Origin of the sequence: Candidatus Palauibacter sp. (assembly GCF_965222475.1) — a bacterium.
GTDB lineage: Bacteria > Gemmatimonadota > Gemmatimonadetes > Palauibacterales > Palauibacteraceae > Palauibacter.
The window spans coordinates 583,283-599,612 of the sequence record NZ_CBDCUB010000008.1; the positions used below are offsets into that span (position 1 = coordinate 583,283).

Sequence of the window (16,330 nt, forward strand, 5' to 3'; positions counted from 1 at the left end):
GATGCGACGGCGCGATGAGAACCCGGCGGTCGCCGGGCGGGGGCGCGTGACGGCGGGGCTGAGGTTCCGGCCCCGCGAGGTCACGGTCGGGCTGGACATCGGAAGCGCTTTCAGCAAGGCCGCGGTCATCGATCACTCGGGCGACGCCCCTCGACTAGTCCGGATCGCCGTCACCCCGAACAACCCGAACGGGGAAGCGGACGACACCCCGCACCCCGAACGCGCGGCGGAGGCGGTCGCCTCGATGTTCGCGCGCGAGCGGATCGAGGCGGGCGACATCGTCATCGGCGTGGGAGGACGGGACGTGGTGAGCAAGCCGATCGAGGTGGACCGGATGGCCGAGAGCGAGGCACGCGCGGTCCTTCCGTGGGAGGCGGAGCAGCACGTGCCGTTCGACATGGAAGGCGTTCAGCTGGACTTCCACATTGCGGATCCCGAGGACGACGCTCCCCGCATGACCGTACTGCTCGCGGCCGCGAGGCTCGAGTTGATCGAGTCCCGCGTCTCGCTGCTCCGGCAGGCGGGGCTGCACCCGGCGGCGGTCGACGTGGACGCGTTCGCTCTCCACAACGCCTTCGAGGTCAATCATCCGGACGCGATGGCCGGGGTCACGGCGCTGGTCGACATCGGCAACGAGTCGACGACGGTGAACGTGCTGGACGACGGTCTTCCCGTCCTCGCCCGCGACCTGCGTTTCAGCACGGACACGCTGGTTCGGGCCCTCCAGCGAGACCTCGACCTCACGGCCGGGGAAGCCGCCGCGGTGCTGCGCGCCGAGGTCGCGAACCCCGGCCTGGGCGACTCCCTCGCCGGCCACGCCCGACACATTGCGGAGGGGATCGAACGCGCCGCGAGGCTCGTCGAAACGCAGGACATCGGGCTCGGGATCGCCCGGGTCTACCTGTGCGGAGGGGGTGCCGGCATCCCCGGACTCCCGGAGTGCATCGCGGAACGGCTGGGCGTCGAGATCCACGTCGCGAACGCGGTTGAGCGTCTGCGGGCCGGCCCGGAGGTGGCGGACTACCCCGCACTGGAAGAAGTGTCGCCCATGCTGATGCTGGCGATCGGGCTGGCGCTGCGAAGACCTTCCGCGGCGCGACGGCCGGGGGCCGGGAGGATGCCACGCCCATGATCGAAGTAGACCTGCTCCCCGAGTCCCTCCGTCCGCGCGCGGTGGCCGGTTCGCCGCGGGGCGCCGGCGGTCGCGGCATGGCGGGCATCGATCCGTGGGGTACCGCCCTGCTCGTCGCCGCGCTGACCATGCTGCCGGGGGCGGCGTTCCTCTGGTGGACGCAACGCTCCGAAGCCGAGACGCTCCACGCGAGGCTCGAGGCCGCATCGGCGGATTCGGCGCGTCTCGCCGAACTCCGCGCGGTCAGCGACAGCCTGGCGGCGAGATTCGGGCAGATCCGGGAGCGCGTGGCGCTGGTGGAGCAACTCGACCGGAACCGCTTCGTGTGGCCCCGCATCCTGGACGAGATCAGCCGGGCCCTGCCCGGCTTCGCCTGGCTGATATCGCTTCGCCAGCTCTCGCCGGTGCCCGACGTCACGGTCGAACTTCAGGGGATCGCGGCAAACCCGTTGGCGATCACGGAATTCGTGCGGAAGCTGAGCGCCTCGGACCGTGTCGCGGAGGTCGCGATTCTCGGGAGCCAGAAACAGGGGCTCCCGTCCGAAACCGGCTCGCGACACGCCTTCACCCTGGTTCTCCGCTTCGCCGAACCGCCCGAGGTTCGGGAGTGATGGCGCCGCTGCCGCGAGCCCCTCGCGACCAGTACCGGCTCCTCGCCCTCGTCATCCTCCTCGGGCTCGGGGCCGTCTTCCACCTGTACCTGTGGACTCCGCGGCGCGTCGAACTCGTTGAACTGGAGCAGCGCGTTCGGGAGGCCGAGGAGGCGAACCGGCTCGCGGAGACGCGCACCGGCGAACTGGACCGCGTCCGGGAGGAACTCGAACTCGGCGAGCGAGAGTTCGCCTTCCTGCAGCGACTCGTTCCTGCGGAGGGGGAGGTGGCGGCGATCTACGAGGCGATCGCCTCCGAGACGCAGTCGCTCGGGCTCGAACTCGTCCATGTGATTCCGGGCGATCCGACGCCCGACTCCGCCGGCTATTTCATGCGACAGCACTGGGCGATGCAGGTGGAGGGCGGATACCACGATATCGGGCGCTTCCTCGCTCGCGTGGCGGGCTTCACCCGAATCGTGCGGCCGGAGGTCGAAGAGATCCTGCCCGCGCGGATGACGAACTCGGGGCGTCAGCTCGTCCACGCCCGCTTCCGTCTCGAGACCTTCGTGCTCCCACCGGGCGAGAACGTCTCGCCGGACGACGGATGATGGCGAGGGGAGCCTTTGCCCACGGGCTGCTGGCCATCGTCCTCGGGTTCGCGGGGGGGACGAAGCTCATGGCCGTCCAGGCCTCCCTCCCCGTCTACGAGCGCGAGGTGTTCACGTATTCCGCCCTGGGCCGGCGCGATCCGTTCCAGCCTCTGGATGTCGGGGAACGGGAGGGCCCCCGCTTCGCCGACCTCACGCTGTCGGGCGTGCTGTACAACCCTGAAGTCGGGAGCGTGGCAACGCTCACGGACCGGCGGACGGGCCGCCGGTATCGCGCCCGGGAGGGCGATCTCCTCGGCGAGGCCCGAGTGGAACGGATCCTTCAGGATGGAGTGGACTTCGTGATCGCGAACTTCGGCGTGCGGCGCAGGGAGACGCTATGGGTGCGGAGAGAGCGGAGAGAAGGGAGGGAAGGAGGATGATCTGCGGCAGCATCGTCTCCACACTCGGGGTGGTCGTGGCGGCAGGGCTCGGGCAGGAGACCGAGGTCCGGGAAGTGCGGATCGCGACCGCCGGGACCGATACCGAGATCACGGTCGTGGTCGGAGGTGAGGTCACCGCGCGGCACCTCATGATTCAGGACCCCCCGAGGCTCATCCTCGACCTCGAAGGCGCCGTCCTCGGCCTCGGTCGGGACCGCTACGAGGGGATCGGCCGCGGCGGCGTCATCCGGATGCGTTCGAGCCAGTTCCAGCCCGACATCGTTCGCATCGTCTTCGATCTCGCCCTGGACCTCGACCATGACGTCGTGACCGACCCCGGCGCGGTGCGCGTGACGTTCCCGAACCGGGGACCCCCGTTCCCGCCCTGGTCGACGGCGGCCGAGACGACGGCGGCGGCGGGGGCGGAGGCGGGGGCCGGGCCGGGGGAGCCTTCCCCCACGCTCGCCGCCGTCCGCCGGGAGGAACCCCGGATCTCGGTCGTGTACGACAGCGCGAGCATGCTCGATGTGCTCGCCGGCTTCTCGGAGTTCGCGGACATCTCGGTGGTACCGAACGGCGAGGTCGCCTCCGTCGTGGTCCGCGGCATCGACATCCGGGCCCAGCCGTGGGACATCGCGTTGAACGCGATCCTCTCGGCCCACAACCTCGGCTGGCACACGACAGAGAGCGGGATCATCGTCGTCGACTGGATCGAGAACCTGCAGGCCCGCGACCAACTGCTGAGCGAGACGCGCGTCATTCGGATCAACTACGCGCGCGCGGACTCCGTCGCCGAAGCGCTCCGCCACCTCGCGACGCCGAACCGGGGCCAGGTCGTCGCCTTCTCGGGCAGCAACACGGTCATCGTCACGGACGCGCCGTCGGTCGTGGCGCGCATGGACACCATCGTCGCCTCTCTGGACCGACGTCTTCCCCAGGTAGCGATCGAGGCGAAGATCGTCTTCGTCGATCGGACCGATGTGCAGCAGCTGGGGATCGTCTACGACCTCAAGGAACGCGACGGCGCCTTCGTGGAGCAGGGTCTCAACGAACTGATCGCCGCTCCCGATCCGAATGAACCGCCGCAACTCGTCGACTACGACGGCGACGGCGTCCCCGATGAGGCGTTCTTCAGGCAGACGAACGAGACGCTCGTGAATCTGGGCGGTGACGCGATCGCGGCGCTCGCGAACGCCAACGATCGGCCCCTCCTGCCCGCGCTCCAGATACTGACCTCCGTCGCGTTCGGCGAGTTCTCGCTGTTCGCGTTCCTCGAGGCCCTCGAGTCGCACCAGCTCTCCGACGTCCAGGCCGCGCCATCGATCCAGGTGGTGGACAACGCGCACGCGCGAATCCAGGTCGGCGAACGCACCCCGATCCGGGTCCTCGAAGCGGGGGCGCAGACGGAGGCGGCCCGCGTCAACGTGCAGTTCGAGGACACCGGGATCATCCTCGACGTGACCCCGCACGTGACGAACAACAACCAGATCCGTCTGGAGCTGATGGCCGAGCGCTCGGGCCTCAAGCTCGGCCTGTCGGACGTCGGATTCGTGTTCGAGAAACAGATCGGCGAGACGACGCTTCTCCTCGAGGATGGAGAGACGGCGGTCATCGGCGGCCTGACGCTCAGTGAAGCGAGCCGCAGCGAGAGCGGCATTCCCGGCCTGATGCACCTTCCGTGGATCGGGGCCCTGTTCCGCAGCACGAAGGAGAATGAAGTGAAGCAGGACCTCATCATCCTCGTCACGCCGCACATCATCCGCGGCCCCCGAGGGGGCTAGCGCGACGTGTCCGCGCCCTCACCGGCCGCGCCGCCGGTTGCGGCCCCGGCCCCCGGCGAATCCTTTTCTTCGCCATCCGCTGGCCATCGACTGGCCATCGGAGGCCCAACCGACATGAGGAGTGAATCCGCGCGATGCTGAGGTGCCTGAGGTTGACCACGGCCGGCGAGTCCCACGGGCCGGCGGTCGTCGCCGTACTGGAGGGGATCCCCGCCGGCCTGCCGCTCGATGCGGCCGCCGTGGCGGGCGAACTGGCTCGCCGCCAGGGCGGACACGGTCGCGGCGGCCGCATGCGGATCGAGAAGGACGCGGGCGAGATCTTCGCCGGCGTGCGGCTCGGGGAGACGCTGGGCTCTCCGATCGCGATCCGCATCCCCAACCGCGACTTCAGGAACTGGCGCGAGGCGATGGCGATCGCCGCGCCGGATGTCGAGGACGTCGAGGTCCTCCGGCGCGTGTACCTGCCGCGCCCGGGACACGCGGACCTCGCGGGCATGCTCAAGTACGACCGGGAGGACGCGCGCGACATCCTGGAGCGGGCCAGCGCGCGCGAGACCGCGGCCCGGGTCGCCGCGGGAGCGGTGGCGAAACGGCTGCTCGGCGAATTCGGCGTCCGCGTCGAGAGCCACGTCGTGCGCATCGGTCCCGTGGCGGCGCCGGCCGGGGAGCCGCTGCCGGACGATCTGACCGCGGCGGCCGACGACTCGCCCGTGCGGTGCATCGACCGCGGTGCGGCCGCCGCCATGGTCGAGGCGATCGACGCCGCTCGGCGTGACGGCGACTCGCTGGGCGGCGTGTTCGAGGTCGTCGCGCGCGGGGCGCCGGTCGGCCTCGGGAGCCACGTCACCTGGGAGACCCGGCTGGGCGGCCGGATCGGCGGAGCCCTCATGTCGATCCACGCCATGAAGGGCGTCGAGATCGGCATGGGGTTCGAGGCCGCGCGGACCCGGGGCTCCGACGTCCACGACGAGATCGAGCGGGACGCGGAACGCCGCGGGAGCGGCGGTTACCGTCGGCGTCGGAACAACGCGGGCGGGCTCGAAGGCGGGATGACGACGGGGGGGACGATCGTGGCGCGCGTCGCCATGAAGCCCCTCAGCTCGCTGCGGCGCCCGCTCGACAGCGTGGACACGCGCACGGGGGAACCCGCGAAGGCCATCCGCGAGCGGAGCGACGTGTGCGCCGTGCCCGCCGCCGGCGTGGTCGGCGAGGCGATGATGGCGCTCGTGCTGGCGGACGCGTGGATCGAGAAGTTCGCCGGCGACAGCCTCTCCGACATGCGGCGCAACGTAGAGAGCTACCTTGCCCGCCTCGGCGACAGCGGCCTCACCGACGCCGACGGCGGTCGGGATAGCGGAAGGGGAACCGGATAGGCGTGGAGGGCGTACCCCGAAGGATCTGGCTCGTGGGGCTCTCGGGGGCGGGCAAGAGCACGGTAGGGCCGATCCTCGCGCGACGTCTGGGGTACACTTTCCTCGACCTCGACCGACTCATCGAGGACTTGGCGGGGGAAACGATCCCCCGGGTGTTCCGTACGGGCGGGGAAGCCGAGTTCCGGCGACTGGAGGCGCGAGCCGCGGCGCGTGCGGCGTGCGAGACGGAGGTGGTCGTGGCGACCGGCGGCGGCTGGATGGCGCGGCGCGACATCGACCGGTCATCCGGTGGACGGGTCCGTATCTGGTTGCGCGTCCGTCCCGAGACCGCGATCCATCGCCTCGCGGGAGATGGCACGGAAGCTCGTCCTCTGCTGGCGGGCCCGGACCCGGGGGGTGCCCTCGCCGCCCTGCTGGAGGAGCGCGAAGCCGCCTATGCGGAAGCGGAGTTGATGCTGGATACCGATGGGCGGGAACCGGAGGGAATCGTGGAGTTCGTCCTCGAGCGTCTGCGCGGGCTCGCCGCCCGTTCGGACGCCGGGGACACGGAAGAAGAACGGTAGAAGAGAGACAGTGTCGGAGACGATGACCAGGACCATGTCGAATTCGAGGCACCTCGCGTGAACCTCGTGATCGTGGAGTCGCCCGCGAAGGCGCGCACGCTGAAGTCCTATCTCGGCGACGGGTTCAGCGTGGAGGCATCGGTGGGGCACGTCCGGGATCTCCCCAAGAGCGGACTCGGCGTCGATGTCGAACGGGGATTCGAGCCCGAATACGTGACCATCGAGGGAAAGGGCCCCGTGCTGAAGAAGCTCGGGGCCGCCGCGCGGAAGGCGGACTCGATCCTCCTCGCCACCGACCCCGACCGCGAGGGCGAGGCGATCGCCTATCACATCGTCGAAGCGCTGAGCGGCGGCAATCGGAAGCTCCGCGAGCGCTTCCGGCGCATCACGTTCAACGAGATCACGAAGTCCGCCGTGCGCGCGGCGATCGACCGGCCGGGAGAGATCGATCTGCCGCGGATCGAGGCCCAGCAGGCTCGGCGGATTCTGGATCGCCTCGTCGGGTACAAGCTTTCCCCCCTCCTCTGGAAGAAGATCAGGAGAGGCCTCTCCGCCGGTCGCGTACAATCCGTCGCGGTCCGGCTGCTCGTCGAGCGCGAACGGGAGCGTCGCGCCTTCCGCAGCGGAAGCTGGTGGAGCCTCCGCGCCCACCTCGCGGTCGACGGACGCGCCTTCACCGCGGGTCTGGCGACGCTGGAGGGCGTGGCGGTCGCGGCCGGACGCGACTTCGATGAACGGACAGGTCGGCTCAAGCCCGGCCGCGAGGTCGTCCTCCTCGATCGGGAGCGGGCGGAGGCGCTGCGCGCTTCGCTGGCCGACGCGGTCTTCACCGTCGCGAAGCTCCAGGAGAAGCGGTCCACGCGCAGCCCGTATCCTCCCTTCACGACGGCCACCCTGCAGCAGGAGGCCAACCGCAAGCTGAACCTGGGGGCCCGGGAGACGATGCGGATCGCGCAGGCCCTCTACGAGGCTGGACGGATCACCTACATGAGGACCGACTCCGTGACGCTGTCCGAAGCCGCGATCTCGGCGATTCGGACGCGCGTGGAAGCGAAGTACGGAGCGGAATACCTGAGCCCCCGGCCCCGGCGGTACAGGACGAAGTCCCGCTCCGCCCAGGAGGCGCACGAGGCGATTCGTCCCGCCGGAGTGGAGATGCCGACGGCGGCCGAACTCGGGCTCCGCGGCGGACAGAAGGCCCTCTACGATCTGATCTGGAGGCGCGCGACCGCGACCCAGATGTCGGATGCCCGTCTGAGGCACCTGTCCGTGCACATCGAGGCGGGGGACGCCCGTTTTCGCGCTTCGGGCAAGGTGATCGAGTTCCCCGGCTTCTTCCGCGCCTACGTCGAGGGCTCCGATGACCCGGAAGCGGCGCTCGAGAACCAGGAAGTCGTGCTCCCGGACATGCGCGAGGGGCAGGAACTCGCGTGCCGCAAGCTGGAGAGCCGCAGTCACGAGACGAAGCCGCCGCCGCGCTACACGGACGCGGCGCTCGTGAAGGAACTGGAGGCGGACGGGATCGGCCGTCCCTCGACCTACGCGTCGATCATCTCGACGGTCCTCGATCGGGGGTACGCGGTCCGCCGGAACAAGCAACTCATCCCCACCTTCATCGCCTTCGCCGTGACGGCCCTGCTGGAGGATCACTTCCCCAACCTCGTCGACACGGGCTTCACTTCCGAGATGGAGGAGGCGCTCGACGAGATCGCCCGCGGGAATGTGGACTGGCGAGCGTATCTGGAGGGTTTCTACAGCGGACGGGACGGTCTCGAGGCGCGACTGCTCGAGCACGAAGAGGCGATCGATCCCCGCGAGGCCTCGACGGTCCGCCTCGGGAATCTGACCCCCCGCGTGCGGATCGGCCGCTACGGGCCGTTCCTGGAGCTGGAGCGCGACGGCGGACGGCTGACCGCGTCGATCCCCGACGGCATCGCCCCCGCCGATCTGGGCGACGAAGAGGCGCTCGAACTCCTCGAGAAGAGCGCCGAAGGACCCGACCGGCTCGGAGAAGACCCCGAGTCGGGCGAGACGATCTATCTCATGGAGGGCCGCTTCGGCCCCTACGTGCAGCGCGGCGAGGCGGCCCGGGGAGCCGCAAAGCCGAAGCGGGCCTCTCTTCCCGGACACGTCCGCCCGGAGGAGGTCACGCTGGCGACGGCGCTCAAGCTGCTCGCCATGCCGACCCCGCTCGGGATGCATCCCGAGAGCGGCGAACCGGTGAAGGTCGGCATCGGCCGCTACGGCCCGTACGTCGTGCATCAGTCCGACTTCCGCTCGCTCGTTGGCGGCGACGATCCGCTCGACATCACCTTCGACCGGGCCATGCAGCTGCTCTCCGCCCCGAAGACGCGGGGACGCCGCGCCTCGGCCAAACCGATGCGGACCGTCGGCGACCACCCCGAGGACAAGCAGCCGATCGCGATCTACAAGGGACGGTACGGCCCCTACGTGAAGCACGGCCGGATGAACGCCTCGCTCCCCAAGGGCGTCGAGCCCGACGACGTGACGGTGCCCCTGGCGCTGGATCTGCTCCGCAAGCGCCGGGAGCGGGACGCGGCGAAGAAGGCGGGGGCGGGGCGCGGCGGCGCCCGAAGGAAGGCGTCCGGAAAATGACTGCGACCGCCGCGCCCGCCGACCCGCGGGCGCGAGCCCGCGCCGAATGGGTCGAGGACTTCCTGCGATACGCGAGCGCGGAGCGCCGCCTGTCCGCCCACACCGTCGCCGCCTACCGCCGCGATCTGGCGCAGTTCGACGCCTTCGTGTGCGCGTATGAGGGCACGAACGACTGGGGCTGGGCGGACGTGCACCGCGTGTCCATTCGCTCCTTCCTGGGAGACCTCCAGCTGCGGGGCCTCAAACGGTCCTCGATCGGCCGCAAGCTCGCGGCGGTGCGCGCCTTCTACGCATTCCTCCAGCGCACGGACCGGATGGAGGCGAGCCCGGCCCGCCTGGTCCGGACCCCGCGGCGCGAGCGGACGCTGCCCTCCTTCCTGAGCGAGGAACAGGCACGAGACCTGCTCGACTCCACCGGCGAGGCGGCCCGCCGGGACGGATCGGTCCTGGCCCTGCGCCGCTGGGCGCTCCTCGAACTCCTCTACTCGTGCGGGTTGCGGCTCGCGGAGGCGCACGCCCTGAACGTGATCGATGTGGACCGCGGGATCGAACAGCTCAGGGCATTGGGCAAGGGAGGCAAGCAGCGCGTGGTTCCGCTCGGGCGCCCGGCCGCCGAGGCCCTCGCGCTCTACCTCGACGCCCGCCCGACCGGGGAGTCCGACGCCGTCTTCCACTCGCTCCGCGGCACCCGGCTCTCGCGGCGGCAGATTCAGCGCGACATCACCGCCCAACTCGCCGGCGTCGCCGACGGCGACCGGCTCACGACGCACTCGCTCCGCCACTCGTTCGCGACTCACCTCCTCGACCGCGGCGCCGACCTGGTTTCGGTGAAGGAGATGCTGGGGCACGCCAGCCTGAGCACGACCCGCATCTACACGCACACATCCGTCGACCGCCTCAAACGCGTACACTCCCGGGCCCATCCTCGCGGAGGAGGCGAAGGAGAATGATGGAAGGGATCCACGCGCCGTCGGGGCGTATGCGAGCGACCACGATTCTGTGCGTCCGCGTCGGCGAGGACGTCGCCATGGCGGGCGACGGCCAGGTGACGATGGGCGACACCGTGGTCAAGGCGAAGGCGACCAAGCTCCGCACGATGCGTGAGGGCCGAATCCTCGCGGGTTTCGCGGGCGGCGTCGCCGACGCGCTCACGCTGTTCGAGAAGTTCGAGGCGCAGCTCGAACGCCACCCGCGCAACCTCACCCGCGCGGCGGTCGAGCTGGCCAAGGAATGGCGGAGCGACCGCTATCTTCGGCGCCTCGAGGCGCTGCTCGCGGTCGCGGACCTGGAGAGCAGCCTGCTCATCGCCGGAACGGGAGAGGTCATCGAACCCGACGACGGGATCCTCGCCCTCGGTTCCGGCGGTCCGTACGCGCTCGCCGCCGCACGCGCCCTGGCCCTCCGTACCGACCTCCCGGCCGCGGAGGTGGCGCGGCAGGCGCTCGAGGTCGCGGCCGGGATCTGCGTGTACACGAACGACGAAATCACGGTCCTCGAGCTGTCCGCGCACGAGTGACACAAGAACAACTGGCGAGAATAGAGCGAGAATAGAGATAGCGAGAATAGAGAGATGAAGACGAGCGACGGCCATCCGGTGGCGAAGCGTCCCGACATCAGCCCCGCCCCGGCGTCCCGCGAGGCCGGGATCGCCGAGGCCCTCACCCCGCGGCAGATCGTCGAGGAACTCGACCAGTACATCATCGCGCAGGACGAGGCCAAGAAGGCCGTGGCGATCGCCCTCCGCAACCGCTGGCGGCGACAGAACGTCGACGAGGGCATGCGCGAGGAGATCCTCCCCAACAACATCATCCTCATCGGACCGACGGGCGTCGGGAAGACGGAGATCGCGCGGCGGCTCTCGAGGCTCGCGGGCGCGCCCTTCATCAAGGTCGAGGCCTCGAAGTTCACCGAGGTAGGCTACGTGGGCCGCGATGTCGAGTCGATCATCCGGGATCTCGTTGAAATCGCGATCAACGTGGTGTGCGAAGAAGAGGAGGCCCGGCACGCGGAGACGGCCGAACAGCGGGTCGAGAGTCGCCTGCTCGACCTCCTCCTGCCCCCCGTGGCCGAGAAGGAGCCCGCTGGGGAAGAGGGACGGCGGTTCGTCGTATCGCTCTCGGGCCAGGCCTCCGAGACACCCCCCGCCGGACCCTCCGAAGAACGCAAGCGTCGCACCCGCGAGAAGCTCCGGGCGCTCCTGCGCGACGGAGCGCTCGACGAGCGGGAGGTCGAGGTCGAGGTCAGCGAGAACCCGATCCCGATGCTCGACGTCGGCGGAGGCATGGACGGTCTCGACTTCAACGTCGGAGAGGCGCTCAAGGGGATGCTCCCGAAGCGGACCCGGCGGCGGCGGGTGAGTATCGCGGAGGCCCGCCGGATCCTCCGTTCCGAGGAACTCGCGAACCTGGTCGACATGGAGGAAGTCACGGAGAGGGCCGTGCGGCGGACCGAGAGCATGGGGATCGTCTTCCTCGACGAAATCGACAAGGTGGCCGGGAAGCGCGGCGGAGCCGGACCCGACGTTTCGCGCGAGGGCGTGCAGCGCGATCTGCTCCCGATCGTCGAGGGATCGACCGTCCAGACCCGTCACGGGATGGTGCGCACGGACCACATCCTGTTCATCGCGGCGGGCGCGTTCCACGTCTCGAAGCCGTCGGACCTCATCCCGGAACTCCAGGGGCGGTTTCCGATCCGGGTGGAACTCGAGAGCCTGGACGCCGAGGCGTTCGCGCGCATCCTGCGGGAGCCCCGATACGCGCTGCTGAGCCAGTACCAGGCGCTCGTCGAGACCGAGTCCGCCCGCCTGGAGTTCGAGGACGAGGCGATCCGGGAGATCGCCCGCATCGCCAGCCACGTGAACGAGCGCACCGAGAACATCGGCGCCCGTCGCCTTCATACCGTGCTCAGCACGCTGCTCGAGAAGATCCTGTTCGATCTCCCGGAAGCGGGCGTGAACGAGACGATCACCGTCGATGCCGCTTTCGTTCGGGACCGTCTGTCGCGGATCGCGGACGACGAAGACCTGAGACGCTACATCCTCTAGCCGCGGCCGCCGGCCCGTCGACACGGACTCCCATGGATCCCAACGGACACTTCCTCTCGATCGCGAACTGGTCTCCGCAGCGGCTGCGCGAGGCGCTCGATCTCGCCGACCGCCTGAAGGCGGACCCGAAGGCCTGCGGCCGCCCGCTCGAAGGGAAGACGCTCGCGATGATCTTCACCAAGAGTTCGACGCGCACCCGGGTGTCGTTCGAGGTCGGGACGCACCAGTTGGGAGGGCAGGCGCTCTTCCTCTCGTCGCGCGACATCCAGATCGGGCGCGGCGAACCGATCGCGGACACGGCCCGCGTCCTCTCCCGCTACGTGCACGGGATCATGATCCGGACCTTCGCGCAGGCGGATGTCGAAGGGCTCGCGCGGTACGGGTCGATTCCCGTCATCAACGGCCTCACGGACCTGCTGCACCCCTGCCAGATCATGGCCGATCTCCAGACGGTGCGGGCCGAGTTCGGATCCGGGTTGTCGCGCCTCGTCGTCGCCTGGATCGGGGACGGGAACAACGTCGCGAACTCGTGGCTCAACGCGGCGGCGAAGCTCGGGTTCCGGGTACGGCTGGCCTGTCCCCGAGGCTACGATCCCGACCCGGCGGTATTCGCCGCGGCAGAGGCTGCGGGCGCGGTGGAGTTGTTCCGCGCGCCGGCCGAGGCCGCCGCAGGCGCCCACGTCGTCACGACGGATGTGTGGGCCTCGATGGGGCAGGAGGAGGAGGCCGCGGAACGCGCCCGCGCCTTCGAGGGCTACTACGTCGACGCGGGGATCATGGCGCGCGCCGCCGATGATGCGATCTTCCTGCACTGCCTCCCCGCGCACCGGGGCGAAGAGGTCGCGGCCGGGGTCATCGACGGTCCGGCGTCGCGCGTCTGGGACGAGGCGGAGAACCGGCTTCACGCGCAGAAGGCCATCCTCACCATGCTCATGGGATCGACGTCGTGAAGGACCTGAAAGAGACTCCGCTCCTGGAGGAGCACGTCCGCCTCGGCGGCAAGATCGTCCCCTTCGCCGGCTACGCGATGCCGGTCCAGTATCCCACCGGCATCCGGGCCGAGCACCAGGCCGTGCGCGAGGCGGTGGGCCTGTTCGACGTCTCCCACATGGGGGAGTTCCGGGTCCGCGGCGAGGATGCGCTCGCCTTCGTCTCCTACGCGACGACGAACGACCCCTCGCTGCTGGGGCCGGGAGACGCCCAGTACAGTGCCATGTGCCACGAGACCGGCGGCGTGATCGACGATCTCATCGTCTACTGCATGGGCGAAGGGGACTACCGGCTGGTCGTAAACGCGGCGAACCTCGCCAAGGACTGGGCTCATCTCGCCGGACTCGCGGAGGCGTTCGCCGTCGAGCTGACGGACGAGAGCGACGAGATCGCGCTCCTCGCCCTCCAGGGTCCCCGGGCCGAGGTGCTGCTCGCGAACCTGACGGAGGCGCCGCTCGCGGAGATCGGGTACTACCGGTTCGCCGAGGGAGATGTCGCCGGCGTCCCGTGCCTCATCAGCCGCACCGGATATACCGGCGAGGTCGGTTTCGAGTTGTACCTGCCCGGCGAGCACGCCGTCCGGATCTGGCGTACGCTCCTCAGGGCCGGAGCGGTCCCGGCGGGCCTCGGCGCGCGCGATTCGCTCCGCCTCGAGATGGGCTACGCGCTGTACGGGAACGATATCGACGACGGGACGACGGCCCTGGAAGGCGGGCTCGGGTGGCTCGTGAAGCACGGCAAGGGCGATTTCGTGGGTGGGGAGGCGCTCGCCGCCCAGCGCACCGCCGGGCTCACACGGAAGCTGCGCTTCCTGCGGCTCCTCGAGCGCGGCTTCCCGCGCCCGGGGTACGACGTGCGCTTCGGCGGCGAGTCGGCCGGCAAGGTGCGGAGCGGTACCGTGAGCCCGGCGCTCGGTCACGGGATCGCGACGGCGTACCTCCCGGCCGCCGCGAAGTTCGGGGACCCGGTCGAGATCCTGGTCCGCGGGAAGGCGATCGCGGCCGAGGTGGTGCGGCCGCCCTTCTACACGCGGGGATCGCTGCACCGCATCGCGCCGCGGATCGCCGTCGTGACCGTGTCGGACGGGGTATGCGCCGGGGAGCGCGAGGACGGGTCGGGCGAGCGGATCCGGAAGTGGGTCCGGGGCCGCGCGTACACGCTGGCGGGCGCGGATGTCGTGCCCGATGAGAGCGCCGCGATCGCATCGCGGCTCCTGTACTGGTGCGATGAACTCGGTGTCGACTGCGTCCTGACGACGGGCGGGACCGGGCTGGCGGCGCGGGACGTGACCCCCGAGGCCACGCGGACGATCCTCGAGCGCGAGGCGCCGGGTATCGCCGAACTGCTGCGCCGCAAGGGCACGGAGTCCACGCCGTACGCCGCGCTCGGCCGCGGGCTGGCGGGGATCCGCGGCGAGACGCTCGTCGTCAACCTGCCCGGCAGCCCGGGCGGCGTCGCGGACGGACTCGCCGCGCTCGAACCCCTGATCGACCATGCGGTCGATCTGCTGCGCGGCCATACCGCGCACGCCCCGCCGCCACCTCCGAGGCCTGCCCCCCGGCCCGGCGGCTGATGGCGCGCGTCTTCGTCGACGGCCGCGCGCTCGAGGAAGCCCTCGCGGTTCGGGCGGCGATCGAAGCGGACGGCCACGAAGTCGAGCTTGTCGAGTCCCTGCGCGAGATCGAAGGACGGCTCGGCGGCGCGGCCGACGTGGCGCTCGTCCTCACCTGCGCCCCCGACGAGCCCCGCGCGGCCGCCATGCGCGGCCTGTTCGAAGCCGAGATCCCGCGTCCCCCCGTCCTCGGGCTGACGGAGGAGACGAACCCCGACGCCCGGCACCGCCACGCGCAGTCCTTCGACCTCGACGAGGCGCTCGCGCTCCCCGTCGATCCGGACGAGATCCGCGTGGTCCTCCACTCGCAACTCCACCGCTACGACCTCCAGCGGCGGACCGGCATCATGGGCCGGACGGACGCGGTGCGGGAGATGCTCGAGCGGGTCCACATGATCGCCCCCGTCATGAGCACCGTCCTCATCACCGGCGAGAGCGGGGCGGGGAAGGAACTCGTGGCGCGCGCCTTCCACCGGCTCTCCCCGCGGCGCGGGCGGGCGTTCATCGCGGTAAACTGCGCCGCCCTGCCCGAGTCGCTGCTGGAGTCGGAGTTGTTCGGGCACGAGAAGGGGGCGTTCACCGGGGCCACCTCGCTGCGGCGGGGGATGTTCGAACTCGCCGACGGCGGGACGCTGTTGCTCGACGAGATCGCCGAGATGCCGCTCCCCACCCAGACGCGACTCCTGAGGATCCTCGAGAGCCGCCGCTTCATGCGGGTCGGCGGCGACCACGAGATCCGGGTGGACGTCCGCGTCGTCGCCGCCACGAACCAGGACATCCGGCAGGCGGTCGAGGCCGGAGAGTTCCGGCGCGACCTCTACTACCGCCTCAACGTCCTCAGCGTCCACGCCCCGCCGCTCCGCGAGCGGCGCAAGGACATCCCGGTCCTCATACGCCGCTTCATCGAGGAGTTCAGCCGCCAGCACGACCGCGAGTTTCGCGGACTCGCCCCCGAGGCGCTCCGGATCCTCCTCGACTACGACTGGCCCGGCAACGTCCGCGAACTCCGCAACCTGATCGAGTCGATGGTCGTCCTCGCCCCCGGCGCGGTCATCCGCCCCGAGGACATCCCCCCGGAGATCCGCTCCGGCGGCGTCAGTCTCCTGCCCGCGCCCCGGCTCGACCCGGCGGCCGTCGAGGTCGGCGGCGGCCACATCCCGAGTTCACCGCAACTCGAGTTCGTCTTCCGTACCCTCGTCGACCTCAAGGTGGATATCGAAGACCTGAAGCGGGAATTCGAGGCCTATAAAACGGGCGTTCGCCAGCTCCCGCCCGGCGCGGACCGGCCCAGGGCGGGGGAGGCCGTCGAGATCGACATCACGGACGCGGTCGAGAGCGCGGTCGAGAGCGTGGCCGCCGACAAGCTCCCTTCGCCCGACCTCGTACCCGACCCGGCCCCGTCCGTCACGATCACCGTCGAGCCCGGGACCACGATGGCCGACATCGAGCGGGAAGCGATCCTCGCGATGCTGGCGAAGACCGGCGGCAACCGCCGGGAGGCCGCCGAGGCGCTCGGGATCGGTGAACGGACGATCTACCGCAGACTCAAGAAGTACGGCATCGACTTCTAGCGCAGCCGGGCTCTTGCCACGGGCTG

General features: G+C 70.3%; 14 protein-coding genes. All 14 read left to right on the forward strand.

Annotated elements, in window-relative coordinates; translation table 11 throughout:
- Position 1 precedes the first annotated feature (1 nt).
- The 14 genes from pilM to ACOQPP_RS18105 all read left to right on the forward strand — a co-directional run bounded on the left by pilM (position 2) and on the right by ACOQPP_RS18105 (position 16,304).
- A complete protein-coding gene (gene pilM / locus ACOQPP_RS18040; RefSeq protein WP_419167391.1) occupies positions 2-1,132 on the forward strand; it encodes a type IV pilus assembly protein PilM in 1,131 nt (376 codons plus the stop codon).
- Positions 1,129-1,743 carry a PilN domain-containing protein gene (locus ACOQPP_RS18045; protein WP_419167390.1) on the forward strand — a complete coding sequence of 205 codons (615 nt, stop codon included), beginning with the start codon at positions 1,129-1,131 and terminating at the stop codon, positions 1,741-1,743. The genes pilM and ACOQPP_RS18045 overlap by 4 nt, the downstream gene beginning before the upstream one ends.
- Positions 1,743-2,333 (forward strand): type 4a pilus biogenesis protein PilO, encoded by a 591-nt coding sequence (gene pilO, locus ACOQPP_RS18050; protein WP_419167990.1) that lies wholly within the window; start codon positions 1,743-1,745, stop codon positions 2,331-2,333. Before ACOQPP_RS18045 ends, pilO begins: the two co-directional genes overlap by 1 nt.
- Positions 2,330-2,755 (forward strand): hypothetical protein, encoded by a 426-nt coding sequence (locus tag ACOQPP_RS18055; RefSeq protein ID WP_419167389.1) that lies wholly within the window; start codon positions 2,330-2,332, stop codon positions 2,753-2,755. Before pilO ends, ACOQPP_RS18055 begins: the two co-directional genes overlap by 4 nt.
- Entirely contained in the window at positions 2,752-4,536 is a 1,785-nt protein-coding gene (locus ACOQPP_RS18060) for a secretin N-terminal domain-containing protein (protein ID WP_419167388.1), read from the forward strand. Before ACOQPP_RS18055 ends, ACOQPP_RS18060 begins: the two co-directional genes overlap by 4 nt.
- 134 nt (positions 4,537-4,670) lie before the next feature.
- Positions 4,671-5,909, forward strand: a complete 1,239-nt coding sequence (gene aroC / locus ACOQPP_RS18065; protein WP_419167387.1) for a chorismate synthase — start codon at positions 4,671-4,673, stop codon at positions 5,907-5,909.
- A gap of 2 nt (positions 5,910-5,911) precedes the next feature.
- Positions 5,912-6,472, forward strand: coding sequence for a shikimate kinase (locus ACOQPP_RS18070; RefSeq protein WP_419167386.1), 561 nt, complete (start codon positions 5,912-5,914; stop codon positions 6,470-6,472).
- A 57-nt stretch (positions 6,473-6,529) separates the two neighbouring features.
- On the forward strand, positions 6,530-9,088 hold the full coding sequence (gene topA / locus ACOQPP_RS18075; RefSeq protein WP_419167385.1) for a type I DNA topoisomerase: 2,559 nt from the start codon (positions 6,530-6,532) through the stop codon (positions 9,086-9,088).
- Positions 9,085-10,038 (forward strand): tyrosine recombinase XerC, encoded by a 954-nt coding sequence (locus ACOQPP_RS18080; protein ID WP_419167384.1) that lies wholly within the window; start codon positions 9,085-9,087, stop codon positions 10,036-10,038. Before topA ends, ACOQPP_RS18080 begins: the two co-directional genes overlap by 4 nt.
- Positions 10,035-10,604 (forward strand): ATP-dependent protease subunit HslV, encoded by a 570-nt coding sequence (hslV, locus tag ACOQPP_RS18085; protein ID WP_419167383.1) that lies wholly within the window; start codon positions 10,035-10,037, stop codon positions 10,602-10,604. Before ACOQPP_RS18080 ends, hslV begins: the two co-directional genes overlap by 4 nt.
- Positions 10,605-10,658: 54 nt before the next feature.
- Complete coding sequence (gene hslU / locus ACOQPP_RS18090; RefSeq protein ID WP_419167382.1) at positions 10,659-12,131, forward strand: ATP-dependent protease ATPase subunit HslU; 1,473 nt, start codon at positions 10,659-10,661, stop codon at positions 12,129-12,131.
- Between the two features lie 32 nt (positions 12,132-12,163).
- Positions 12,164-13,081 (forward strand): ornithine carbamoyltransferase, encoded by a 918-nt coding sequence (argF, locus tag ACOQPP_RS18095; protein ID WP_419167381.1) that lies wholly within the window; start codon positions 12,164-12,166, stop codon positions 13,079-13,081.
- Positions 13,078-14,694 (forward strand): glycine cleavage system aminomethyltransferase GcvT, encoded by a 1,617-nt coding sequence (gene gcvT, locus ACOQPP_RS18100; protein ID WP_419167380.1) that lies wholly within the window; start codon positions 13,078-13,080, stop codon positions 14,692-14,694. The genes argF and gcvT overlap by 4 nt, the downstream gene beginning before the upstream one ends.
- The gene (locus ACOQPP_RS18105; protein ID WP_419167379.1) at positions 14,694-16,304 is read left to right on the forward strand and encodes a sigma-54 interaction domain-containing protein; all 1,611 of its coding nucleotides are present in this window, start codon (positions 14,694-14,696) and stop codon (positions 16,302-16,304) included. Before gcvT ends, ACOQPP_RS18105 begins: the two co-directional genes overlap by 1 nt.
- The last annotated feature ends 26 nt before the right edge of the window (positions 16,305-16,330 follow it).